The 21,141-nt window shown below is 59.2% G+C and carries 17 protein-coding genes and 1 pseudogene; 10 read left to right on the top strand and 8 right to left on the bottom strand.

From position 1 onward, the window contains the following. Nucleotides 1-32 precede the first annotated feature (32 nt). Complete coding sequence (locus JYU29_RS16880; RefSeq protein WP_213986092.1) at nt 33-1,187, top strand: GGDEF domain-containing protein; 1,155 nt, start codon at nt 33-35, stop codon at nt 1,185-1,187. 96 nt (nt 1,188-1,283) lie between these two features. Continuing rightward, nucleotides 1,284-2,309 carry an SDR family oxidoreductase gene (locus JYU29_RS16875; RefSeq protein ID WP_213986018.1) on the top strand — a complete coding sequence of 342 codons (1,026 nt, stop codon included), beginning with the start codon at nt 1,284-1,286 and terminating at the stop codon, nt 2,307-2,309. A gap of 50 nt (nt 2,310-2,359) precedes the next feature. On the opposite strand, the gene JYU29_RS16870 is transcribed toward JYU29_RS16875, so the two are convergent. Continuing rightward, the gene (locus tag JYU29_RS16870; RefSeq protein ID WP_213986017.1) at nt 2,360-2,611 is read right to left on the bottom strand and encodes a helix-turn-helix domain-containing protein; all 252 of its coding nucleotides are present in this window, start codon (nt 2,609-2,611) and stop codon (nt 2,360-2,362) included. A 107-nt stretch (nt 2,612-2,718) separates the two neighbouring features. On the opposite strand from JYU29_RS16870, the gene JYU29_RS16865 reads away from it, so the two are divergent. Genes JYU29_RS16865 through mnhG form a run of 6 tightly spaced genes read left to right on the top strand, consistent with a single transcriptional unit; the run spans nt 2,719 to nt 8,755 of the window. Further along, a complete protein-coding gene (locus JYU29_RS16865) occupies nt 2,719-5,637 on the top strand; it encodes a monovalent cation/H+ antiporter subunit A (protein WP_213986016.1) in 2,919 nt (972 codons plus the stop codon). Then, nucleotides 5,637-5,975, top strand: a complete 339-nt coding sequence (locus JYU29_RS16860) for a Na+/H+ antiporter subunit C (protein WP_213986091.1) — start codon at nt 5,637-5,639, stop codon at nt 5,973-5,975. Before JYU29_RS16865 ends, JYU29_RS16860 begins: the two co-directional genes overlap by 1 nt. Beyond that, the gene (locus JYU29_RS16855) at nt 5,975-7,612 is read left to right on the top strand and encodes a monovalent cation/H+ antiporter subunit D (protein WP_213986015.1); all 1,638 of its coding nucleotides are present in this window, start codon (nt 5,975-5,977) and stop codon (nt 7,610-7,612) included. The genes JYU29_RS16860 and JYU29_RS16855 overlap by 1 nt, the downstream gene beginning before the upstream one ends. After that, entirely contained in the window at nt 7,609-8,097 is a 489-nt protein-coding gene (locus JYU29_RS16850; RefSeq protein WP_213986014.1) for a Na+/H+ antiporter subunit E, read from the top strand. Before JYU29_RS16855 ends, JYU29_RS16850 begins: the two co-directional genes overlap by 4 nt. Beyond that, a complete protein-coding gene (locus JYU29_RS16845) occupies nt 8,094-8,375 on the top strand; it encodes a K+/H+ antiporter subunit F (protein ID WP_213986013.1) in 282 nt (93 codons plus the stop codon). The genes JYU29_RS16850 and JYU29_RS16845 overlap by 4 nt, the downstream gene beginning before the upstream one ends. Beyond that, nucleotides 8,372-8,755 (top strand): monovalent cation/H(+) antiporter subunit G, encoded by a 384-nt coding sequence (gene mnhG, locus JYU29_RS16840; protein ID WP_213986012.1) that lies wholly within the window; start codon nt 8,372-8,374, stop codon nt 8,753-8,755. The genes JYU29_RS16845 and mnhG overlap by 4 nt, the downstream gene beginning before the upstream one ends. Nucleotides 8,756-8,761: 6 nt before the next feature. On the opposite strand, the gene JYU29_RS16835 is transcribed toward mnhG, so the two are convergent. The 7 genes and pseudogenes from JYU29_RS16835 to JYU29_RS16805 all read right to left on the bottom strand — a co-directional run bounded on the left by JYU29_RS16835 (nt 8,762) and on the right by JYU29_RS16805 (nt 17,308). Continuing rightward, nucleotides 8,762-11,170: a DUF3772 domain-containing protein gene (locus JYU29_RS16835; RefSeq protein WP_213986011.1), complete on the bottom strand. Its 2,409-nt coding sequence runs from the start codon at nt 11,168-11,170 to the stop codon at nt 8,762-8,764. A gap of 159 nt (nt 11,171-11,329) precedes the next feature. Next, nucleotides 11,330-12,496 (bottom strand): GGDEF domain-containing protein, encoded by a 1,167-nt coding sequence (locus tag JYU29_RS18485; protein ID WP_213986010.1) that lies wholly within the window; start codon nt 12,494-12,496, stop codon nt 11,330-11,332. 351 nt (nt 12,497-12,847) lie between these two features. Continuing rightward, a pseudogene (locus JYU29_RS16825) lies at nt 12,848-14,092 on the bottom strand (tyrosine-type recombinase/integrase). Nucleotides 14,093-14,513: 421 nt separating this feature from the next. Continuing rightward, the gene (locus tag JYU29_RS16820) at nt 14,514-14,957 is read right to left on the bottom strand and encodes a hypothetical protein (RefSeq protein WP_213986009.1); all 444 of its coding nucleotides are present in this window, start codon (nt 14,955-14,957) and stop codon (nt 14,514-14,516) included. Then, a complete protein-coding gene (locus tag JYU29_RS16815; RefSeq protein WP_213986008.1) occupies nt 14,954-15,778 on the bottom strand; it encodes a hypothetical protein in 825 nt (274 codons plus the stop codon). Before JYU29_RS16815 ends, JYU29_RS16820 begins: the two co-directional genes overlap by 4 nt. Nucleotides 15,779-16,055: 277 nt before the next feature. Further along, entirely contained in the window at nt 16,056-16,382 is a 327-nt protein-coding gene (locus tag JYU29_RS16810) for a hypothetical protein (RefSeq protein WP_213986007.1), read from the bottom strand. A 362-nt stretch (nt 16,383-16,744) separates the two neighbouring features. After that, complete coding sequence (locus JYU29_RS16805; RefSeq protein ID WP_213986006.1) at nt 16,745-17,308, bottom strand: recombinase family protein; 564 nt, start codon at nt 17,306-17,308, stop codon at nt 16,745-16,747. A 366-nt stretch (nt 17,309-17,674) separates the two neighbouring features. Here JYU29_RS16805 and JYU29_RS16800 point away from each other — a divergent pair, with 366 nt between their 5' ends. Together JYU29_RS16800 and JYU29_RS16795 are read left to right on the top strand one after the other, a co-directional pair. Next, nucleotides 17,675-18,637: an AAA family ATPase gene (locus tag JYU29_RS16800; RefSeq protein ID WP_250157536.1), complete on the top strand. Its 963-nt coding sequence runs from the start codon at nt 17,675-17,677 to the stop codon at nt 18,635-18,637. A 21-nt stretch (nt 18,638-18,658) separates the two neighbouring features. Then, complete coding sequence (locus JYU29_RS16795; protein WP_213986005.1) at nt 18,659-21,007, top strand: S8 family peptidase; 2,349 nt, start codon at nt 18,659-18,661, stop codon at nt 21,005-21,007. Nucleotides 21,008-21,141: the final 134 nt, after the last annotated feature.

Here is a 21,141-nt window from a genome sequence, read left to right as displayed (position 1 = left end):
CACCTTTGGCATAGCCCGGTTATACGGTGGACATGCTTCTCGATCAGTATTCCCTACTTGCAGCGATAGGTTTTTCGGGCGCAGCCCTCTGCGTCACCTTGCTGTTGAGCTGGGTTACGACAAGAACCGACAGCTTTCTTCTGACCTGGGCCTTTGCCCTGGTGCTGATCGTGATCGGCGTGATCCTGTTTGGCTTGCTCGACAGAAGCTACCATCCGGCGGTTCAATGCGGGTCGTTCGCCTTCCTTATCCTGGGTTTTGTTCTCGTTCACGCAGGCTGCCTGCAGTTTCGCTGGAACAAAGCCTTCTGGACGCATCAGGTCTGGCTCGGTCTGGTGGCTATTCTGCCGATGGCCATCGCTTTCGCAGCCGGCTTGTCGGGACCGGCAACCATTCTGGCCAATGTCGCGATTGCCGGCCTGCTGATGATGTGCGGGATGCATTCCTGGCTTGGGCGGCACGAAGCGCCTTTGCCGATGGCGGTCAACGCCGTGCTTTACTGCGCAACGGCCGTATCTTTCCTGTTTTGCTGCATTCCGATCATGATCGAAGGCCAGATGATCCTGACCGCGCGCCCGGCCAACTGGGCCGAAGATCTCAACTCGATCATGGCCATCATCGGCATCACCGGCATCGGTGCGATCTCGCTTGCCTTGAACCAGACGCGGGTCGCGCGACGCCACCACAATGCCGCCATGACGGATCCGCTCACCGGCCTCCTGAACCGCCGCGCTCTGTTCGACCAGCTCGGGCGCCGGCTCGTGCAGCCCGGCACCGCCATCCTCGTGATCGACCTCGACCACTTCAAGAGCATCAATGATCGCTTTGGCCATGCCTGTGGCGATGTTGTTCTCGAACGCTTCGCCGATCTGTTGCGCGAGCACACGGCAGCTTGCGATCTCGTGGCGCGCATCGGCGGTGAGGAATTCTGCATCGTGATGCCGCATACATCGCCGCGCCTCGCCAAGCGTCTGGCCGAACATATCCGCCTGACGCTGCATGCGCGTCCCATCTGTACGCTGGCCGGCGATGTGTCGGTCACGGCCTCGATCGGCGTGGCGATCTGTTCCGGTTCGCCCGAGCCGTTCGAAGCGATCCTGGAGCGCTCCGACCGAGCCTGCTACGAGGCAAAGAACGACGGTCGCAACCGCGTTCAGATCTCCAGCATGCTCGTTGTCGCCGCCTGATCGCGCATCCCCCACGGCGTTCTACCCCATAGTTCACGTAGAACGGGAACAGCCTGCTTGTTCGTCGGTTATCCGCAGCAACAAGGAGGCTCGCGCATGACACGGCATAAACTTCTAGGGTCCGTTGTGGTGATCACCGGTGCTTCGAGCGGCATCGGTCAGGCAACGGCGGAAGCCTTTGCCAGACGGGGCGTGCGGCTCGTTCTGGCGGCGCGCGGCAAGCCCGCCCTGGAAGCGGTGGCGCAGACATGCCGGGCGTTCGGCTCGGAAGTGCTGGTGGTGCCAACCGACGTTACAGACTCGGCAGCCGTGAAGACCCTGGCCGAAAAGGCGCTCGAATTCGGCGGCCGGATCGATGTCTGGGTGTCCAATGTCGGTGTCGGTGCCGTTGGCGCATTCCATGAAACGCCGATCGAAGCGCATGAGCAGGTGCTGCGCTCCAGTCTGATCGGCCACATCAACGATGCCCATGCCGTTTTGCCGATCTTCCTGCGCCAGGATCGCGGTACTTTCGTCAACATGATTTCTGTTGGCGCCTTCGCAGCCGTTCCGTTCGCGGCGACCTATAGCGCCAGCAAGTTCGGGCTAAGGGGCTTCAGCGAGGCCCTGCGCGGCGAGCTGGTGGATCATCCAGACATTCACATCTGCGATATCTATCCGACCTTCGTGGACACGCCCGGCATCCACAATGCCGGTAACTTCACGGGTAAGGTGCTGACCGCACCGCCACCGGTGATCGACGCGCGCCGTGTTGCGAAAGCCGTGCTCAGCGCTGCCGAGAATCCGCGCTCCACGATCCTCATCGGCGAGGGTTCGAGCCTGATCCGCCTAGGAACGACCCTCTTTCCTCGCTACATCACGCGCTTCATGGGGATCTTCATGCGATCCTATCTCGACCAAGCCGAGCCGATCGCAAAGAGCAACGGCAACCTGTTTACGCCGCCCACCCAGGTTCAGGGGATCGACGGCGGTTTGCGCTCGCCGGAACAGCGCGCGCTGGCAACCGTTATCGCGGTTGGTGCCGTTGGCGGCCTGGCTGTGCTCGGATTGGGCGCAATGGCCTTGCGGTCGCGGCTCAAGCCGAAGCGGAAGCCCGTCGGGCGCAAACGCCGCCTGCGCTGAGGGAGCGGAAAGGATCGAGAGGCTTGCTCATGGGCAAGCCTTTGTTCTTTTCAGGAAGCCTTGGCGGCATCCAACGGTGAAAGCCGCACGCCGAACCCCTCCTTGCCTTCAAACAACAGCTCGACGCCCCTGTCCTCGAACGCCCGGATCAGCAGATCTTCCGAGGACCGGTGCAGCGCGTGGCGATGGCACTCGAAATCCTTGATCGTGCTGCGCGAAACGCCGGCCGTGACAGCCAGCTGCTCCTGCGTCCAGTTGAGCAGGCCGCGCGCTGCACGACATTGTTCCGGAAATAACGGCATTCAATCAAAAACCCTCACAAAGGCCCTTGCTGTTTCGGCCATAAGTCAACCATAATGGGCGATATACCACAAGAGCGATTTGACGTGTTGAGAGGGCCCGGGCGGGAATGAACAGTGAAACCATGCTGATGATGCTGATCGCCCTGCCTTTCGCAGGCGCCTGCCTCGCAGCCTTGTTTCCACCCAATGCCCGTAACGCCGAAACATGGGCGGCAGCCCTCGTCACGCTGGGTGCGGTCGTGTTGTCGGCCAGCCTTTTCCCGGCCGTTGCCACCGGCACGCCGGTGCGGCTCAACATAGAATGGCTGCCGACGCTCGGCCTGTCCTTCAGCCTGCGGATGGACGGGTTCGCCTGGCTGTTCTCGATGCTGGTCACGTGTATCGGCTTCCTCGTCGTCATCTACTCGCGCTATTACATGTCGCCGGACGACGCGATCCCGCGCTTCTACGCCTTCTTCCTCGCCTTCATGGGCGCGATGCTCGGCATCATCCTGTCGGGCAATCTGATCCTGCTGGTCGTATTTTGGGAACTCACCAGCATCATATCCTTCATGCTGATCGGCTACTGGTACCAGAAGGCCGATGCGCGCGATGGCGCGCGCATGTCGCTGACGATTACCGGTGTGGGCGGCCTGGGACTGCTCGCGGGCGTTTTGCTGATCGGCCATATCGTCGGCAGCTATGATCTCGACGCCGTGCTGGATTCGGGCGACCTGATCCGATCGCACCCGCTTTATGTGCCAGCCATCTGCCTGGTTCTGCTCGGCGCCTTTACCAAGAGCGCGCAGTTCCCGTTCCATTTCTGGTTGCCCAACGCGATGGCGGCCCCCACGCCCGTTTCCGCCTTCCTGCATTCCGCCACCATGGTGAAGGCCGGCGTGTTTCTGATGGCGCGTCTCTGGCCGGTGCTCGGCGGAACCTATGAATGGTTCTGGCTGACCGGCTTTGCCGGCGCAGCGTCGCTCCTGCTCGGCGCGTATTTCGCGATCTTCCAGCGCGACATCAAAGGCCTGCTGGCTTATTCCACGATCAGCCATCTCGGCCTGATCACGCTGCTCTTGAGCCTCGGCAGCCCCCTCGGCGCGGTGGCCGCCATTTTCCACATGATGAATCATGCGACCTTCAAGGCATCGCTCTTCATGGCGGCGGGTATCATCGACCATGAAAGCGGCACGCGAGACATGCAGAAGCTCGGCGGTCTGTTCAAGCTGATGCCCTACACCGCAACACTTGCGATGGTTGCGAGTGCTGCAATGGCCGGCGTGCCGCTGTTGAACGGCTTTCTGTCGAAGGAAATGTTCTTTGCCGAAGCGATCGAAACCCATGCAGATTCGATCCTCGATACCGCCGCCCCTTACGTCGCGGTGATCGCGAGCGCCTTTGCCGTCACCTATTCGATCCGCTTCATCCATGCCGTGTTCTTCGGCGAGCGTCCGGCCGATCTGCCGCGCGAGCCGCATGAACCGCCTTTCCTCATGCGCCTGCCGATCCAGCTCCTCGTACTGGCCTGTCTGGTGATCGGCATCATCCCGGCAATCACCGTCGGCTCCTTCCTTCATATCGCCGTTGTTTCGGTGCTCGGAGCGGATACGCCAGCCTATAGCCTCGCGGTCTGGCATGGTCTGACCGTGCCTTTGGGCATGTCTGTGATCGCGCTGATCGGCGGCGCGCTGCTTTACGTGCTTTTGCGCCATTACCTCGCCCATTGCGAAGAAGGTCCGCCCTACTTCCGGCGCTTGAAAGGCCAGCGCATCTTCGAGCGCGTGCTGGTGTTCGTGTCGTGGCGCTTTGCCCGTCTGGTGGAAGCGACGCTCGGCACACGCCGCATGCAGCAGCAGCTGCGCTTGCTCGTGGCCGTTTCACTGGTTGCCGCTGCCATCCCCTTCTACAACAGCAATTTCGGCCTCGGGCTTTTCGAACTGGGCCAGATCGACATCCCCTTCGCCCTTCTTTGGGTGATCGGCATCGCATGTGCGGTGGGTGCGGCGCATCAGGCCAAGTTCCACCGCCTCGTCGCCTTGATCCTTCTCGGCGGGGCTGGCGTGGTGACCTGCATCACCTTCGTGTGGCTGTCGGCACCCGACCTCGCGGTCACGCAGCTTCTGGTGGAAATCGTCACCGCCGTTCTGATTCTGCTCGGTCTGCGCTGGCTGCCCAAGCGCTGGGAAGACACCGAACTTGGCCGCGCGCCCATTTCCACCAAGCTGCGGCGCGGACGCGACCTGCTTGTGGCGGCGGTTGCCGGCCTCGGAATGACGCTGTTGAGCTATGCGGTCATGACGCGGCCCTCACCCGACACGATCAGCGGCTTCTTCCTGCGCAAGGCCTATGAGGAAGGCGGCGGCCGCAATGTCGTCAACGTCATCCTGGTGGATTTCCGCGGCTTCGACACGTTCGGCGAAATCACGGTTCTCGGCATCGTGGCGCTCACCGTCTTCGCCTTGTTCCGCCGTTTCCGCCCGGCACCGGACACGATCGAATCCCCCGAACAGCAGCGCATCCAGGCCGCGACCGACGAAGAACGGTCCGATCGCATCACCGGACAAACGGTCAGCGATTACCTGCTGGTGCCGTCCGTCATCATGCAGTGGCTGTTTCCCGTCATCATCGTTTTTGCCGCTTATCTGTTCCTGCGCGGGCATGATCTGCCGGGCGGCGGCTTTGCGGCCGGCGTGGCGATGTCGGCGGCCTTCATTTTGCAATATCTCGCGGCCGGCACAGTGTGGGTGGAAGACCGTTTGCGCATCTTGCCGGTGAACTGGATCGGCCTCGGCCTGCTGATCGCCGGCTGTGTTGGCATCGGCTCCTGGGTGTTCGGCTATCCGTTCCTGACCTCTTACTCGCAATATATCGACCTGCCGGTGATCGGCGAAATCCCGGCTGCCACCGCCATTCTGTTCGATCTCGGCGTGTTCTCGCTCGTGGTCGGCGCCACTGTCCTGATGCTCATCGTCTTTGCCCACCAGTCGATCCGTCGCTTGCGCGCCGCCAAGATCAGCACGACAACCATCGAGGAAGTCGCATGATCGAATTGACGCTCGCACTTGGCATCGGCTTTCTCGTCGGCTCCGGGATCTGGCTCCTGCAGCGTCCGCGCACCTATCAGGTGATCGTGGGGCTTTCGCTGATCTCCTATGGCGTCAACCTGTTCATCTTCTCGATGAGCCGCCCGCGCTCCAACATGGCGCCGGTGGTAACAAGCGGCACGGTTGATCCGGCCGCCTACGCCGATCCGCTGCCGCAATCGCTGGTTCTCACCGCCATCGTGATCGGCTTCGCCACCACGGCGCTGTTCCTCGTCGTTCTTCTCGTGTCGCGCGGTTTGACCGGCAGCGATCACGTCGATGGCAGGGAGCCGAACTGATGGAGTGGAGAAGCCATCTCCTGATCGTTCCGATCCTGCTTCCGCTGCTGACGGGCGCGCTCCTGCTGCTGTTCGATGAGCGCCGGCATGTCTTGAAGGCGACGCTGAGCTTCGTCGCGACGGTGATCCTGCTGGTGGTCGGCCTGGTGCTCATGCGCTTTGCCGATAGCGGCGAACCGGATGCTGCGCGCACCGGCGTTTACCTGCTCGGAAACTGGTCCGCACCCTTCGGCATCGTCCTGGTGCTGGACCGCCTGTCGGCGCTGATGCTGGTTCTGACCGGCACGCTGGCACTGGCGTCGCTAACCTTTTCGCTCGCGCGCTGGGACCGCATCGGCCCGCATTACCACACCTTGTTCCAGTTCCTGTTGATGGGCCTGAACGGCGCGTTTTTGACCGGCGACCTGTTCAACCTCTTCGTGTTCTTTGAAGTGCTGCTAGCCGCATCCTATGGCCTCGTTCTGCACGGAACGGGCATCCAGCGCGTGCGGGCGGGCCTGCATTACATCGCCATCAACCTGGCCGCATCGCTGCTGTTCCTGGTCGGCGTCAGCCTGATCTATGGCGTGACCGGCACGCTGAACATGGCGGACCTCGCAGTGCGCATCCCCGCAGTGACGCCCGGCGACCAGCCGCTGCTTCTAGCCGGCGCCGCCGTTTTGGGCGTGGCCTTCCTCGTCAAGGCCGGCATCTATCCGCTCGGCTTCTGGCTCCCCACCGCCTACACCGCCGCCGCCGCACCCGTGGCCGGCATTTTCGCGATCCTGTCGAAGGTCGGCATCTACATCCTGTTTCGCTTGTCGCTGCTTTTGTTCGGCGTGGATGCAGGTGCCTCGGCCGGCTTCGGTGAGTTTTGGCTGTTCGGGGCCGGCATCGCGACCGTCGCCTTCGCATCAGCCGGCGTTCTCGCCTCGCAAGGCATGGCGCGCCTCGCCGGCTTTTATGTGCTGGTTTCGTCGGGCACGCTTTTGTCCGCCATTGGTCTCTCCACCGTCGAAGTCACCTCCGGCGCGCTTTATTACATGGTGAGCTCCACCATGGCGCTCAGCGCCTTCTTTCTTCTCGTTGAACTGCTCGACCGTGCGCAGGACCCGGCGGCCGACGTTCTTGCGGTGACGATGGAAGCCTATGGCGACGATCCGGATATGGAAGACGTGGTGGAAGACGCCGGTCTCCTGATACCCGGCACGATCGCCATCCTCGGCCTGTGTTTCGTCGCCTGCGCCATCCTGCTTGCCGGCCTGCCGCCCCTGTCCGGCTTCATCGGCAAGTTCGCGATGCTTGACGCCATTATCGGCTCGAACAAGCCGACGCTCGACATCTCGATGTTCGGCTGGCTTTTTACCGCAGCGCTGATCGGATCGGGCCTTGCGGCCATGGTCGCCATGGTACGCGCGGGTATCCGCACCTTCTGGGCGCCGATCGAAGGCACGATCCCACGCATCAAGCTCGTCGAGATCATGCCGGTGGCCGGCCTTCTCCTGCTTTGCGCGGCCATGACGATCGGCGGCGGTCCCGTGCTTCGCTATATGGATGCCACCGCGCGCGCCATGCATGCCCCGCATGTCTATGTCGAGGAAGTGCTGTCGGCCTCGCCCGTTCCGCCGCCGGCGACGACGGAAGGAAGCCAGCCATGATGCGCGCTGTTCTTCCTTACCCGCTTCTGAGCCTCGGCCTTCTCGTGATGTGGCTGTTGTTGAACGGCTTCTCGCTCGGTCACCTCGTGCTCGGCTCAATTATCGCGCTGCTTGCAGCCAAGGCGATGACCCCGCTCGAGCCGGCCAAGCCCCGCATTCGATCCTGGTGGCCCCTTCTGCACCTGCTGCGCATCGTGGCGGGCGACATCGTGCGCTCCAACATCGCGGTGGCGCAGCTGGTGCTGGATCGCAGTCATCGCGAGCGGGTATCCGGCTTCGTGACCATCCCCGTCGACCTGAAGGATCGCACTGCTCTTACCGTTCTTGCGGTGATCATCACCAGCACGCCCGGCACGGCCTGGGTCGAATATCATTCCGCCGCCGGCCTGATGATGATCCATGTGCTGGATCTGCGCGATGAACAGGAATGGATCGATCTGATCAAGAACCGCTATGAGCGGCTGCTGATGGAGGCTTTCGAATGAGCGGGCTCATCCTCACCTGGTCCGTCGCCATCGCCCAGATCCTGCTTCTTGCCGCCATGGCCATCGCCGCCATCCGGGTGATCCGCGGCCCGCGTGCGCAGGACCGCGTTCTGGCCTTCGATGCCCTGTATATCGCGTCCATGCTTCTGCTGCTGACCTTCGGCATCCGCAGCGGCACCACGATGTATTTCGAGGCAGCACTGGTGATCGGCCTGCTCGGCTTCGTTTCAACGGTGGCGCTCGCCAAATTCCTGATGCGCGGCGAGGTGATCGAATGAGCATCGCCGCAGCCGACTTTCCCCTGTGGGCGGCCATTCTCGTCGCGTTGTTCCTGCTGATCGGCTCGAGCCTGACCTTTCTGGGCGCGCTCGGGCTGCTGCGCTTCAAGAGCTTCTACGAGCGCATCCATCTGCCCACGCTCGGAACGAGCTGGGGCACCGGCGGCATTCTCGTGGCGTCGATGATCTTCTTTTCGGTGACGCAATCGCGCCCGGTCGTGCACGAGATCCTGATTGCGATCTTTGTCACGGTCACGACGCCGGTCTCGCTGATGCTGCTCGCCCGCGCCGCCTTGTATCGCGACCGGACGGAAGGCAATGACACCGTTCCGCCGATGGCCCCCGACACGCCCAAGCCAGAGCCGATCGTACACGACTGAGCATTCTCAGGCGTCGTCTTCGGGTTTCCGGGTCGGCTGACGATCACGCTCCACCGGCAGCATCTCCAGCCGTTGCGGTACCGTGCCGATGTCGATCCCCGTTTCACGGAAGCGGCCCAACAGGGTCATCAGGATGTTGCTGCGCGGTCCATAAGCCACGCGCGGCGATGCCACATGCGCAAAGCAGTTGAACATGATGCGCCCGTCGGTGATCGCGTCCACGAACACGGCAGGCGCAGGATCTTCCAGCACCGCCGGCTCGGCCTGGAAGGCTTCCATGACGATGGTGCTGATGACATGCGGATCGGTTCCGATCGGCACCGAGAACTGGATCTGGATCCGCCCAAGCGGCCCGGCCAGCGTCTTGTTCAGCACCGTTTTGGTGATCAGCTCGGAATTGGGCACGATCAGCGTGGAATGATCGGCGAGCACGATCTCGGTTGACCGCACGCTGATCCGCTTCACATCGCCTTCATCGGTGCCGACGCGGATCAGATCGCCGATCTTGATCGGCCGCTCGGCCAACAGGATCAGACCCGACACGAAGTTCTGCGTGATGGCCTGAAGGCCAAAACCGATACCCACCGACAAGGCCGACAACAAAAGCGCGATGCGCTCGACGCCGATGTTGAGCGAAGCCAGCGCCCAGAGCACCGCCAAGGCAATGCCGACATAGCGCATCACGAGGCTGACGGAATTGCGGGCGCTGCCGTCGAGATCCGTTGCCGGCAGATACCGGTTTTCCAGCCAACCCATGAACAAGCGCACCAGCGTCAGGCCGATCACCAGAACGATCACGCCGCGCAGAATGGCGCCCGGCGAGATGGAAATCCCGCCGATCTGGATACCTTGCGCCAGCGCGCCGGCTTGGCTGAGCAAGGCATTCAAACCGCCACCGCCGCCAAACGGGATCATCAGCAGCGCAAAGGCGATCGCCACCAGGCTCAGGCGCAGGATACCCGACAAAAGCAGGCCGAACTGATCGATCATGCTGCCGCGAAGACCGAAGCCGCGCGACATGGCGATGCCCAGCGGACTTGTGCGCGTGAACACACTGGTTGCGACATCGTCCACCACCGCCATCAGAAGGTAGAGCGTCGCCCCCACGATCGCCGCCCAGCCGATGAACTGGCCGATAAACAGGCTGAAGCTGATATAGCCGAGCACAAGGGCGAGCGCCGATACCGCCGCCAAAATCCAGACCAGCAGCGAAATGAGGCTCTGCACGGCACCAGTCGTTGCCTTGGATGCACTCGAACTGGCAGCCTTCGCCGCTCGCAACCGGCTCAGGATGAACAGAGCGGCAAGGATGAGCAGCAGCTGAAGCAGGGCTTCGAGGCCCTGCAGGGTGATGGTCGCCGGCTGGCTTGCGCCAACGGCCGTGTTGAAGGCCGTCATCAACACGTTGAACATCGATGTGCCGGCAAGCAGCCACGACAAGGGCGTCAGGCGCGAAGCCGTGTCGTCCTGCATGGGAGCCACGCGCCAGGATGGCTGGTCGCGCATCAAAACGGCACTGCCCAGGGCCACCACGAAGCCGGCAAAGCCGGATACGGCAACAAAGGCATCGGCGACGCTGGTCCAGCGATCGGCCATCAATCCGGCCCAGCGAAGCCCTTGAACGAACAGGGTCGCGGCAAGCAGCGGCGTCAGCGTACCCACGATGATGCGCCACAAAGCGTTGGCAGACCGGCGCAACCGCCGCCCCGGCGCGCCCTCGATCAGAAAGCGCTGGCCAAAGCTCTTCAAAAACCTGCGAAGCGGGTAAAGAACGATCAAAGCGCCAGCGGCGCCAAGCAGCGCCGGCCAGAAAAGAACATCGGCCCAACGCGCGCGGATCTGCTCCATGCCTTGTGAGAAGAACGAGGAGATGCGGCGCGCATCGCGCGGAAACGCATCCGCCACATCGACCCAGAACCGCGGCGTCAGGGGTGAAGCGACGCGCGTGGAGATCCGCTCGCTGAACTGCTCGGCCCTGCTGTGGTCGATCTCGTCCACCAGCTGCTGCGCTTCAACGCCGGCCAAACGCCCCCGCTTGATGGCGGCGTCGATATTGGCGCGCTGTTGGGCCAGATCGGCGCGCTCGGCGCTGATATCGGGCGCTTCGGTGGCCCCTTCGGCAACAGGCCCGATGCCGGCCAGCCGCGCATCGATCCGCGCCAGCTGGTCTTCCAACTGCTTCGCCAGACCGGTCGCAGCCTGCTGTGCCGCCACCGCGCGCGCCCGCAACGCATCCTGTTCGTCCGCACCGACACGCCGGTCGAGCGCACGGTCGATCGCCTGCAGCTCGGTTTCGGATTGTGTCAGCTGCTCGATCAGCGCGGCGGGCGTGTCGCCTTGCGCCGCCGCATGGTTGGCCACCGGCAACAGCAAGGAAAGGACGAGGAGCGCAAGGCGAAGCTTCGAAACGAACAAGCGATGGCTCCAGATCCAGCATTGATGCTGCGCCACCTCATAGCAACGCAATTGGTCTGGCCGCTATCTCCCAGATCGGGCAAAATCGAGGAACAAGGCTGCTTGCCGTCGATCTTTCGCACCGCCGGCCCGTCAAAGGCCTCTGCCGCGCCCTTCCACCTATTTGGACGCGATCGAAACCGGTCTGATGAACGATGGTTGCGCAGGCTGTGACGCGTGGCCCGAAGCGAGACTTTCAGCCGAAACACGGTCGCGCCCCGCTGATTTCGCCTGGTACAGCGCGACATCCGCCCGCTTGATGGCTTCGTTGAGGTCTTCCTGTTCGCGCCGCATAGCAACGCCGATGCTGATCGTGAAGGGAATGGCATGCGCGCCAACAGGCACGGCCTGTGCCTTGGCTGCCAGGCGCAGCGTTTCGGCGAGCGCCAGAGCCTTGTTCAAGGAGGGCGCGGCACTTGCAACCAGGAACTCTTCGCCACCCAGCCGCGTGATCAGGTCTGCGGGTTCGACAACCCTTCGCATGCGGTTTGCGAAATCGCGAAGAACCTCGTCCCCCACATCGTGCCCGTAATGATCGTTGATGTCCTTGAAGTGGTCGAGATCGCAAAGAAGGATTGCGTTCGCATCGGCGCCCTTGGCCAAGGCTTCGGCAAAACCGAGACGATTGAGAACGCCGGTCAGCATGTCGCGATGGGCCGTATGCAGCACCGTCAGATAATGGCGCTCGCCCACCATGGCGATCACCGCAAGGGTGAAGATGATCGTCACGATGTGATCGCTCAGCAGGAACGCCGTGTTCCCGGCTTCTTCGGAGAACCAGACACCCTGAAAAAGGCTGACAACCAGAAGACAAAGCACGTTCAGGAAGACGACATAGGCCGAAATGCTTCGCGGCCCGAACAGGCCAATACGTCCTTGGAAGACATAAGCGATCTGCGCCATGGCGATCGCGCTGTAAACAATCAGCGTACACCGCTCCGCCAGCATCCAGTTGTTCGAAACGATGCCGACCAGCAGGCAGGTGACGAATGGCGCTGCCGGACAAGCGAGCAGATAGCGGTTGAACGGAGCCCTGCCGTCGAAGGCGCGAAATCCGGCCCACAACAGGATGCTGGCCAGATTCAGGAGGGAAAAGCCTGCACCGTTCCAAACCGGCGTTGCCGGCGCAAAGGGAAACAACGAGCTGATCGCCCCGTAAAGCACAAGCCCGACGGCCCAGTAGCCGAGAGAAACATCCTTGCGCTGGTTCAGCCACAAGAACAGGCAGGTCACGCCACAGGTTATGTTGACCAAAGCATCTGTGAAGTGAATCGATGCGTTATCCACGCAACATGTCCTTAAGGCACGGGCTTCCTCATGTAAGCCACGCGCCAGTAAAAGCGACACCGGTTAACCCTTCGCTGTGTCGCCGCCAAGTTTTGTAGAAACACCGATGAAGGCTGCATAGGGCGTGCAAAGATCCGTCGATCCAACACTCAGCCAGCGATGTGAAGCACCGCAGACCTGATCAAACCACCGGCCGCGACAAGGCGGCTCAAGAACCCATCGACCACCACGCAACCGCCTGATGCCGATGGTGATCCCGACAGGAATCGAACCTGTGACCTACAGATTAGGAAGCTGCGCGCAACCCAAGTACAGCCCGGCTCCTAGGGATATGTCGCACGCATGTTGCACTCACGATAGCAGAGCCCGCTCAGCAGCGGCGAGTTCCTCGGCATCGTCGTTACGCGGGAACAAATGCGAATATGTGTCCATCGTTAACGCTATGGTCGAATGACCAAGGCGTTCTTGCACTGACTTGGGGGGCAAGCCGAGGCCACCATCCTCACGGCGATTGATGCACCAAGATGCGTAAAAGTGCCGGAGCGAATGGAAGCCGGTGTACTTGGCTGCCAGAACTGCCGCACCATTCTTGTCCACTTTCCCGGTATCTCTCGTGAGGCCAGCTTTTATCTGCGTTGGAAGAAACCCGCGCTGCATAATGTTCGATAGGCTTTCAACCCTGCCCTGCCCGTTGGGAAACACAAAATGCTCAGGCCGTAGCGGATCGACTATAGGCTTTTCTCCCTCATTTCTCTTGGTTGTACTTGGCCGTGGGCACGACAATCGCCACTCCCGCAACGCATTCGCCGCGAGGGGTGACAAAGGTACGGTACGCTCACCTGCTTCTGACTTGGGCTTACCGATGTCATTAAACCGATCAGCACGCTGACGCACATTGATCTCCCGTCGATCAAGATCGACATCTTGCCAGCGCAGACCTCGTATTTCGGATGCCCGAAGACCGGTAAAGATCGCGGTCAGCAGCAATGGTCGCCAGCGGCCTTCCAAAGCCGCAATTAACGCCTTCATTTCCGCCGGGGCGGGTATATCGATACCAATTTTCAACTTGCCTTTGACCCGCCTGTCCATTCGTCTATCGGCACCCCTGTGTCGAACCCTACTCTTCTCACGAACAGTATTGCGCACGACGAGACCCCTCTCTTGCGCATCTCCCACAAGCGAGCCGAGGGTCACTAGCACCTTGCGCACCATGGACGGCGACCGCCCCCGGTCGCGCAGCTTGTCTTCAAAATCCCTAACCACCGGCACCGTCAGCCGGGACAACAAAGTCGAACCGATAAGCGGCACTATGTGCAAGTCGAGGTGCTGCTTATACTGGATAAGCGTCCCACGCTCGACGCGTCCCTCAGCCCTCTTAATCCAAAGTTTCCCGGCTGCCTCGACGGTTACGCTAGCACTGTCTGCTACATGCGTACCTTCTCACACCTCAAAGCCGGCCGTTAATGCAAATTTCTCTGCCTCCTTTTTGAGACGGAAACTTTTCTGCCGACGCTTACCTTGAACGTCCGAGTAATCGACTATCCAAGCGCTCTTTTCCACACCCTTGGTTGTCCAAATGCGTCGACGTACTGACACCCAAGCACCCGCGATCGAAATACTGCTACCTTGCTTTATTCAACAATCGAGAATTATCTCAAGCCATAAAAGCAAATATCTATCCTGATCTCCATAATATGCCACTCAACCTACAAATGTAGGCAACGCGTCCACTATCCTTGATGATGAAGCGTTGAAGCCGTCAAGACTACCGAGACCTAGCTTTTAGCAAAACTCTGTTTTCTCGCCGAAATTGCATTCGATGCAACTTGTTGCACGCTCGATAGAAGGCGCTGGTTCTCCAACTTAATAGTGCCGGCCGGTCGAGGGCGGCGTACCTCCTTAAAGCCTGCGTCTACGCCGATGATTAGCGTTGAAGGGGCTTCGAAGCCAAAACAGCCATTGTACGGCTTTACATCGTCGTTGATGTCGACAAGGCCCGCTATAGAGGGTGCGCCCGCTACGTGTCCTGTCCTGTGGGCCGGGGAATGCTGAGACCGAAGCCTTCCGAAGCGCGGCTGAAGATGTCCACGATCTGGGGGCCATAATTGGCCCTTAGCTGCGCCGCGACATCGACCGGGGCATAGGAAAGCCGTGCGAACCACTCCTCGCCTGTGATCGCGTATCGATCAACAATGGCCCGCCAGTGATCAGGGCTGCGGAAACGCCGATGCAGGGCAAGGTGGATGCTCTGGTTCAGCGCGTAAGGCGTCCAATGATAGTACGTCTCTGAGTGCAGTGTGACGCGATCAGTACGGCCGGAGATGCAGCAAACGGCCGGCCTTGCGACCAACCTGTTTTCCATGAGGAAATTGATCACTTGCCAGCCACGGACGCGCTCCTCATGGGAGAAGCCGTTGTAGACGGGCAGTTCCTTCCACGCCCATTTGCGCAGCCCCTTCATTCGAACACTGGCTCGGGCTCGCCGGGAAGTGACGGTGCAACAAGTGCACCGAGGCGGGTTAGGATAGCGGTGATTTGATCAGCGCAAGCAGCAACGATGTCCGGCCGCTCCATACCCGGCGTGATGGTGATCGGGATCAACACGCGCCGGTCCTTCTCGACAATGACAGGAAATTCTTCGGCGAAGGCCTTCACACTGCGCAGAACGTCCACAACGACCGGCGGCGAGTACTGATCGAAGCGCATCCAGAGCGGTGACAGCTTGTGCGTCGCCCAAGCTGCGCAATCGAACGCAAGAAAAAAGACAATGTCGCGGTGACGAAGGTAGCGGCCCGAGTAGCCGAGACCGGCGGAAGCCTTGAGCTTGTCCACGCTGCATACGCCTTCAGCGATCAGTGCAGCGCCAATATCGAATGCGATTTGTCCAAGCTGGATGTAGCGCAAAGGTGTGTCGGCCGCAGTCAGTTCCTCGCTGCGCAGAGGCAGGAAGCTTTCTTCATCCATACGCTCACAGAGGCCGACAAGCTGACGTACATCGTCGAGCCTTTCCGTCTCTTGGGCGACTTCCATCTCTCGGAGGATTGCCGTTAGTACGGCTCGCCAGCTTGTAAGAACAAAGGAATGCTCCTTGCCGAACGAAGCATGCCAAAGTTCGGGCTGGTGAACCCTGCGCAGTGCAACCTCATAACCACCGGCTTGTAGGCGCTTAGTCAGTTCCGCCCAAAGCGAGGTCATCCGCGCGGCTGGAACCACGAACAACAAGGTGCCGCGTTCGTCAGTCGGCAGCCGCGCCGCATAGGTGAGTGGCTGGTTGATCGTCAACCCGGCGAAAAACTTACATTCCACCACGCAGTGCCGCTTGCCGTCTGGTGCGTAGCCTTCGATGTCAGGCCGAGCTAGGTCATCAGAGGCTGCCTGAGTGGCAAAGGAGAGATCGGAGGGCATCGGCACCCCGCCAATGCTAACGAGCGCCTTGAAGGCTGCTCTGGCCGCAGGCGAGCGCGACAGGATGAAGCCGAGCGCCTCGATAGCGATGTTTTCCGGCGACGGCGCGAACCGGGTCGCCAGATGCGCAAAAAGGGTTTCCATCCATCATGCCCTAGCGTTCGTCGAAGCGCCGAATGCGCTTCTCCGGTTCGCGGTGACGGTCAGCAAAGGGTGGCGGCAGCCTTGTCTCGGGGCTCCTCGGCACTGCACGTCCCGCCGGCTTTGTTGGGTCGAGAGGTTCTCCCATTTTACCGAAAAGCTTCAGGTTGTGCTTCGTGGCCATGCGGCTCAGAAACATTAGGTAGCCGATGGAAGCTGCTGAGATGGCAAGCATCAGTTCCCAATTCGCCGCCACCATCCAGAAAACGCCGCCCAGCATCACTGTGATCAGCGGCCAAGCGATAACAAGAACGATGATAAGCAAGAGGATTACGATCATTGTGTCCAACTGCGAGGGCTGTGCTAGCGGTGCGTCCCCGCCGAGCGTGCCCTTGATCCCCTGATCCGGGAGTTGGAAACCGAATGGTTACGGCCCTACGACCTTTGGCTCCGGAGAGCTTGGACATAGTCGCAAGCTCCCGGACCTCGAAGGTCAAGGAAGTGAGCCATTTCGGATGGCATCAACCGAACCATTGGGGTTTCCACGCCCCAGCGCTGACGTACAGCGCCGAGGTCTTTTTGAGCCACTTAGTTGCTGGTGTCAAACATAGGGAACGGCGACGCACTACGCTGCTGACAGCGTAAAGTAGTCACAGTGGAGGCCTTCAGCAGTTCGATGTGGGTTCCGGAGGAAAGATATGGTCAAGCTGACTGGCTCAAGATGCGATAGACGGACGCGCGCCCCATGCCGAGGGTTCTCGCAATCTCGCTTGCTCCTAGCCCGGCGGCTCGCATCTCTAAGACGGATTGGCTCTTGGCTCTCGCGGTGGGAGCACGACCTTTGTACTTGCCGGCCGCTTTCGCTGCTGCGATCCCTTCACGCTGCCGGAGAAGCATTACACCGCGCTCGAACTCCGCCATTGCACCGAAAACGGTCAAAAGCATGCGGCCTGATGGTGACTTCGTATCGACCTCACCCCCGCCGAAATCGAGAATGCGAAGCGCTACACCCTTTCCGTCCAGTTCTTCAACAATCGAGAGAAGGTGCGAAGTCGACCGCGCAAGCCGGTCAAGCCGGGTTACCACCAGAGTGTCGCCTTCACGGACGAAGTCCAACGCTGCTTGAAGCTGCTGTCGCTCTCCGACCGACGAGACCTGCTCGACGAAAAGCTTGGTGCACCCGGTTGCACCGCCAAGATCACGCTTCTGCGCTTCGAGCCCTGCCGACTGCTCTGCTGTAGATGTCCGGGCGTATCCCACCAGCATGTGTGCACCTGTCTCAAAAGAACTCTAGAGACCATGAGGCACCTGCCTCAAAAGGCAACAGATAACTTCAGCGAGACAGGACCTAAGTGCATGAAGCTTGTCTCGCTGGGGCAAGCCTTTGTGATAAGAATGAGAGCCAAGATGCGCTACGCTCGCTCCGCGTTGGTTGATGAGTGGAAAACGTTCGATCTATAGCTGATCACTGCGGGCAACTTCTGCGATGAGCGACGCCGTTTACTGACTGGCGACGAAGAAGGCGGAAGCCTATCTGAAAAGGCGCGCCGGCTAAGATGGAAGGCGATTTTATGTCTTTTACGTTCAGCGTGCTATGTCCCACGCTCATCATCGTCCGGTAGGATAGTGGCTATGAAAGCTGACGTAAGAAGGTTTGCCTTCGCAAGTCGTCTCAGTGAAGATAACGACGATGAACAATCGATGTTCGCGTCGCTTTCAGAAGAGAAGAAAATTCGATCTAACATGCCAAAAAGCGCGGCATCTAGAGTGAGCAAGCAGTCCTCGAAACTTGCCGCTTTGACGCGAAAAAACAGCAACGGCGCTGATCTATTCCGCTACATAGAACCGACCCACAGCGCCAGTGACATAGTTCTCGACGCTGACGCTTACCGGATACTTGCTGAGGTTGCGGAGGAGTTTAAACGTGGAGACGACCTTCGAAGGTTTGGGCTCAAGCCGAGATCGAAGCTTCTATTTTGTGGTCCACCGGGATGCGGGAAGACGCTCTGCGCTGAAGTGCTTGCGACGGAACTTCACCTGCCGCTGGTGGTAGCCCGGCTAGATAGTATCATCACAACCTATTTGGGCGAGACCGCGAGCAATCTTCGCCAGCTTTTTGAGGCAGCAGCAACCACCCCTACCATCTTGTTTCTCGATGAATTTGATGCGCTCGGCCGAACGCGAACCGATGCTTCAGAGCACAGCGAAATCCGACGAGTAGTCAATAGTTTGCTCATGCTGATCGAGGAGTTCGAAGGACGAGGCATCGTTATCGCTGCAACTAATTTGGAACGGTCAATCGATACCGCTATTTGGCGTCGTTTTGATGAGGTTGTGTTCTTCAAGTCTCCGACTGGGCGTCAAATACTACGCTTGTTGCAGATAAAAACGCGTAACTTTGAAGTCGGCATCGACTTTGAGAAGTACCTTTCAGATCTGGAGGGTATGTCTTTCGCAGAGATTGAGCGGGTTTGTATGAGCGCCATCCGACGGGAGATAATGAAGCGGAAGTCTACCTTGAGCGATGACACATTTTCTGCTTCATTGCGTGATGAGAAAAGAAGAATTCTCATTCGCGACAACATACAGCGCTGAAAGTGATCAGCTTGGCGGGCCATGGCAGCTTATTCACACTTGCCTCTAAAACGCGTTGAAGGTGAACTACTAAGGCGGAAGAATGGGTTTCCGGGGGGGATTGAGAGACAGCCAACGCAACACGGTTCCCGTATCAAGGCCGAAATCTCTGAAACTCAATCAGAGTTCCAGAAGCTGCCCACTATCGATGGTGTGGACCCATCCCTCATCCTTAAAATCAAAGTTGCTGGTGCGCTCACCGACGATGACTGGAAGAAGCTTGGCTTGAGCGTTCTATCTGTTGACGGCGATAAAACTACCGTCCTCTTTGCTGACGATAAGTCCCTGTCCTCCTTCCACCAAAAGGTCGATGCCTATCGGGGAGTTGTTCCGCCCGGGCAGAAAGGGCCTCCTTATGCACAATTGATAGCAGCAATCGACGAAGTTTCCCTTGTGGAGCCAATAGATCGGCTAGGACCAACACTCAAAAGCCATGGCTTCACAAGTCTTGAAGCATTTCTCGATAATGAGGCCTTTACGCTCGATTTCGAGCTTCATAAGCCTGCCACGCAATTGGAAGCCGACATGTTCATCTATCGGCTTGAGAAAGTGATCAAGAGTGTAGGCGGAGAAATTAACAGCACGTATTCTGGAAAACACCTACTACTTGTACGCGCGTCCAGTGACGGTCGGGGCGTGAAGCAAGCGTTAGGACTACCAGAAGTCGCTTTAGCAAATTTCCCGCCCGAGCCCGATCTTGGGTCCAGCGACTTAGACAATGAAACCCTACCAGACTTTGAGGCTGGCAAAGCTCCACTCGCAGACGCAGTAAAGATAGGTGTCATAGATAGTGGAGTGAACTTTGGTCATAAGCTCTTGGCTCCAACTGAGGCTGGCGCGTTCAGCGTGGTAGCTAGTTTAGGGACCGATGACGAGGGAGGGCACGGGACCTCGGTGGCTTCTATCGCGGCTTTCGGCGACATATCTGCTCGGGTTCAAGCGAAAAACTTCGACGCAGAGTTCTGGATCGTAAGTGCGCGAGTGACTACAGCAGGTGGCAAGTTTCCTAAGGAAATGTCAGTACCTGAGATCATGGAAAGATCCATTCGTCGACTTCATGACGAGTTTGGATGCCGGATCATCAACATTTCGCTTGGAGACGCTAAGCAGGTCTACGATGGCGCAAGGGTGGACCCTTGGACGGCAACGTTGGACACGTTGGCTCGCGAATTAGACATCCTATTGGTGGTCTCGGCAGGTAATCGCAGCGATCTTACAACGACCTACAGCGACAAAATACTCGAAGCCTATCCTCATCTTCTTCTTGATCCCGCGTCCCGGCTTATCGCCCCTGCGATTGGCGTAAATTTACTATCAGTAGGGGCAATTGCGCATTCGAACGGCTTAGATGATGATGACAAAGACGTCGTAGGAGTACGACCGATTTGCAGCAAGGAGGAACCATCACCGTTCACTAGATGCGGACCCGGCATCCGCAGGATGGTAAAACCCGATTTCGTTGATTTCGGAGGGACAGCAGTCTGGAACGGCCCTACCCAAGCATTGGTAAACGGCGATCAGAAACCCGCTGCTGGGGTATGGAGTTTTCATCACAAACCACTTGAAAAGGCATTCAGGTCCCGCTCAGGGACATCATTTTCCGCTCCAAACTTAGCCTATAAAGCTGCTCTTCTGCTTTCCGAGTTTCCGAATGCATCTGCTAATCTTTTGAGGGCGCTTCTAGCAACTTCCGCACGCGTTCCCAAAGCTTATGCGGACAGAACGAACCCGCTTAAAGAAGCTGACCTGTCAATTCCTTATGGCAATGGATTGGCGAGCGCTATTGAGGCGGCCACGTCTGACGACAATCGTGTTGTTCTTTTTGCTGAGGATAGTATCAAGCTGGATCATTTTGGGGTCTACGAAGTGCCAATACCTTCGGAGTTCCAAACCGTGAAAGGCGTCAGGGAGATCAAAGTTGTGCTGGCCTTCGATCCTCCAACTCGTCACACAAGGGCCGATTATCTCGGGGTTGCTATGGGTTGGCGTCTTCTTAGAGGGACAAGCCAAGAGGAGGTCTTTGATCGGTTTAGAAAGTGGGAAGCGAACGAAGGCAAACCACCGGAATTTGCGGACAAATTTGTCTGCCCTACAGATATTGGCTCAAGTGTCCGAGAGAGAGGCACCTTGCAGGTCGGAACATATCAAGGAAAAACCAACATCAGTGGTTACGGCGATAGGTACTTCGTTGCGGTGTGGTGCTCACGACGGTGGGTCGACCCCGCCATCACAGAACAGAGCTTTGCTCTAAGCGTTCAACTGCGACACCAAAACGTGAGCACCCTATACCAAAGAGTTAAGAACCCGATACGCGTAAAGCTGAACGCTTAGGAGTGAGGCGGCAAAATTCAATCCAAAGCACGCGAAACTTCGCATTCGCCAGAAAACTGGGTTGGACACCCTTTTAATCGACGGCGTCGAACTCGGCTTGTGCTTCACACCGTCTCCAGAGACGGTGCTCGAAA

The sequence above is a fragment of the Tianweitania aestuarii genome, assembly GCF_018457165.1.
GTDB lineage: Bacteria > Pseudomonadota > Alphaproteobacteria > Rhizobiales > Rhizobiaceae > Tianweitania > Tianweitania aestuarii.
This window is presented reverse-complemented; position numbering and strand designations above follow the sequence as displayed.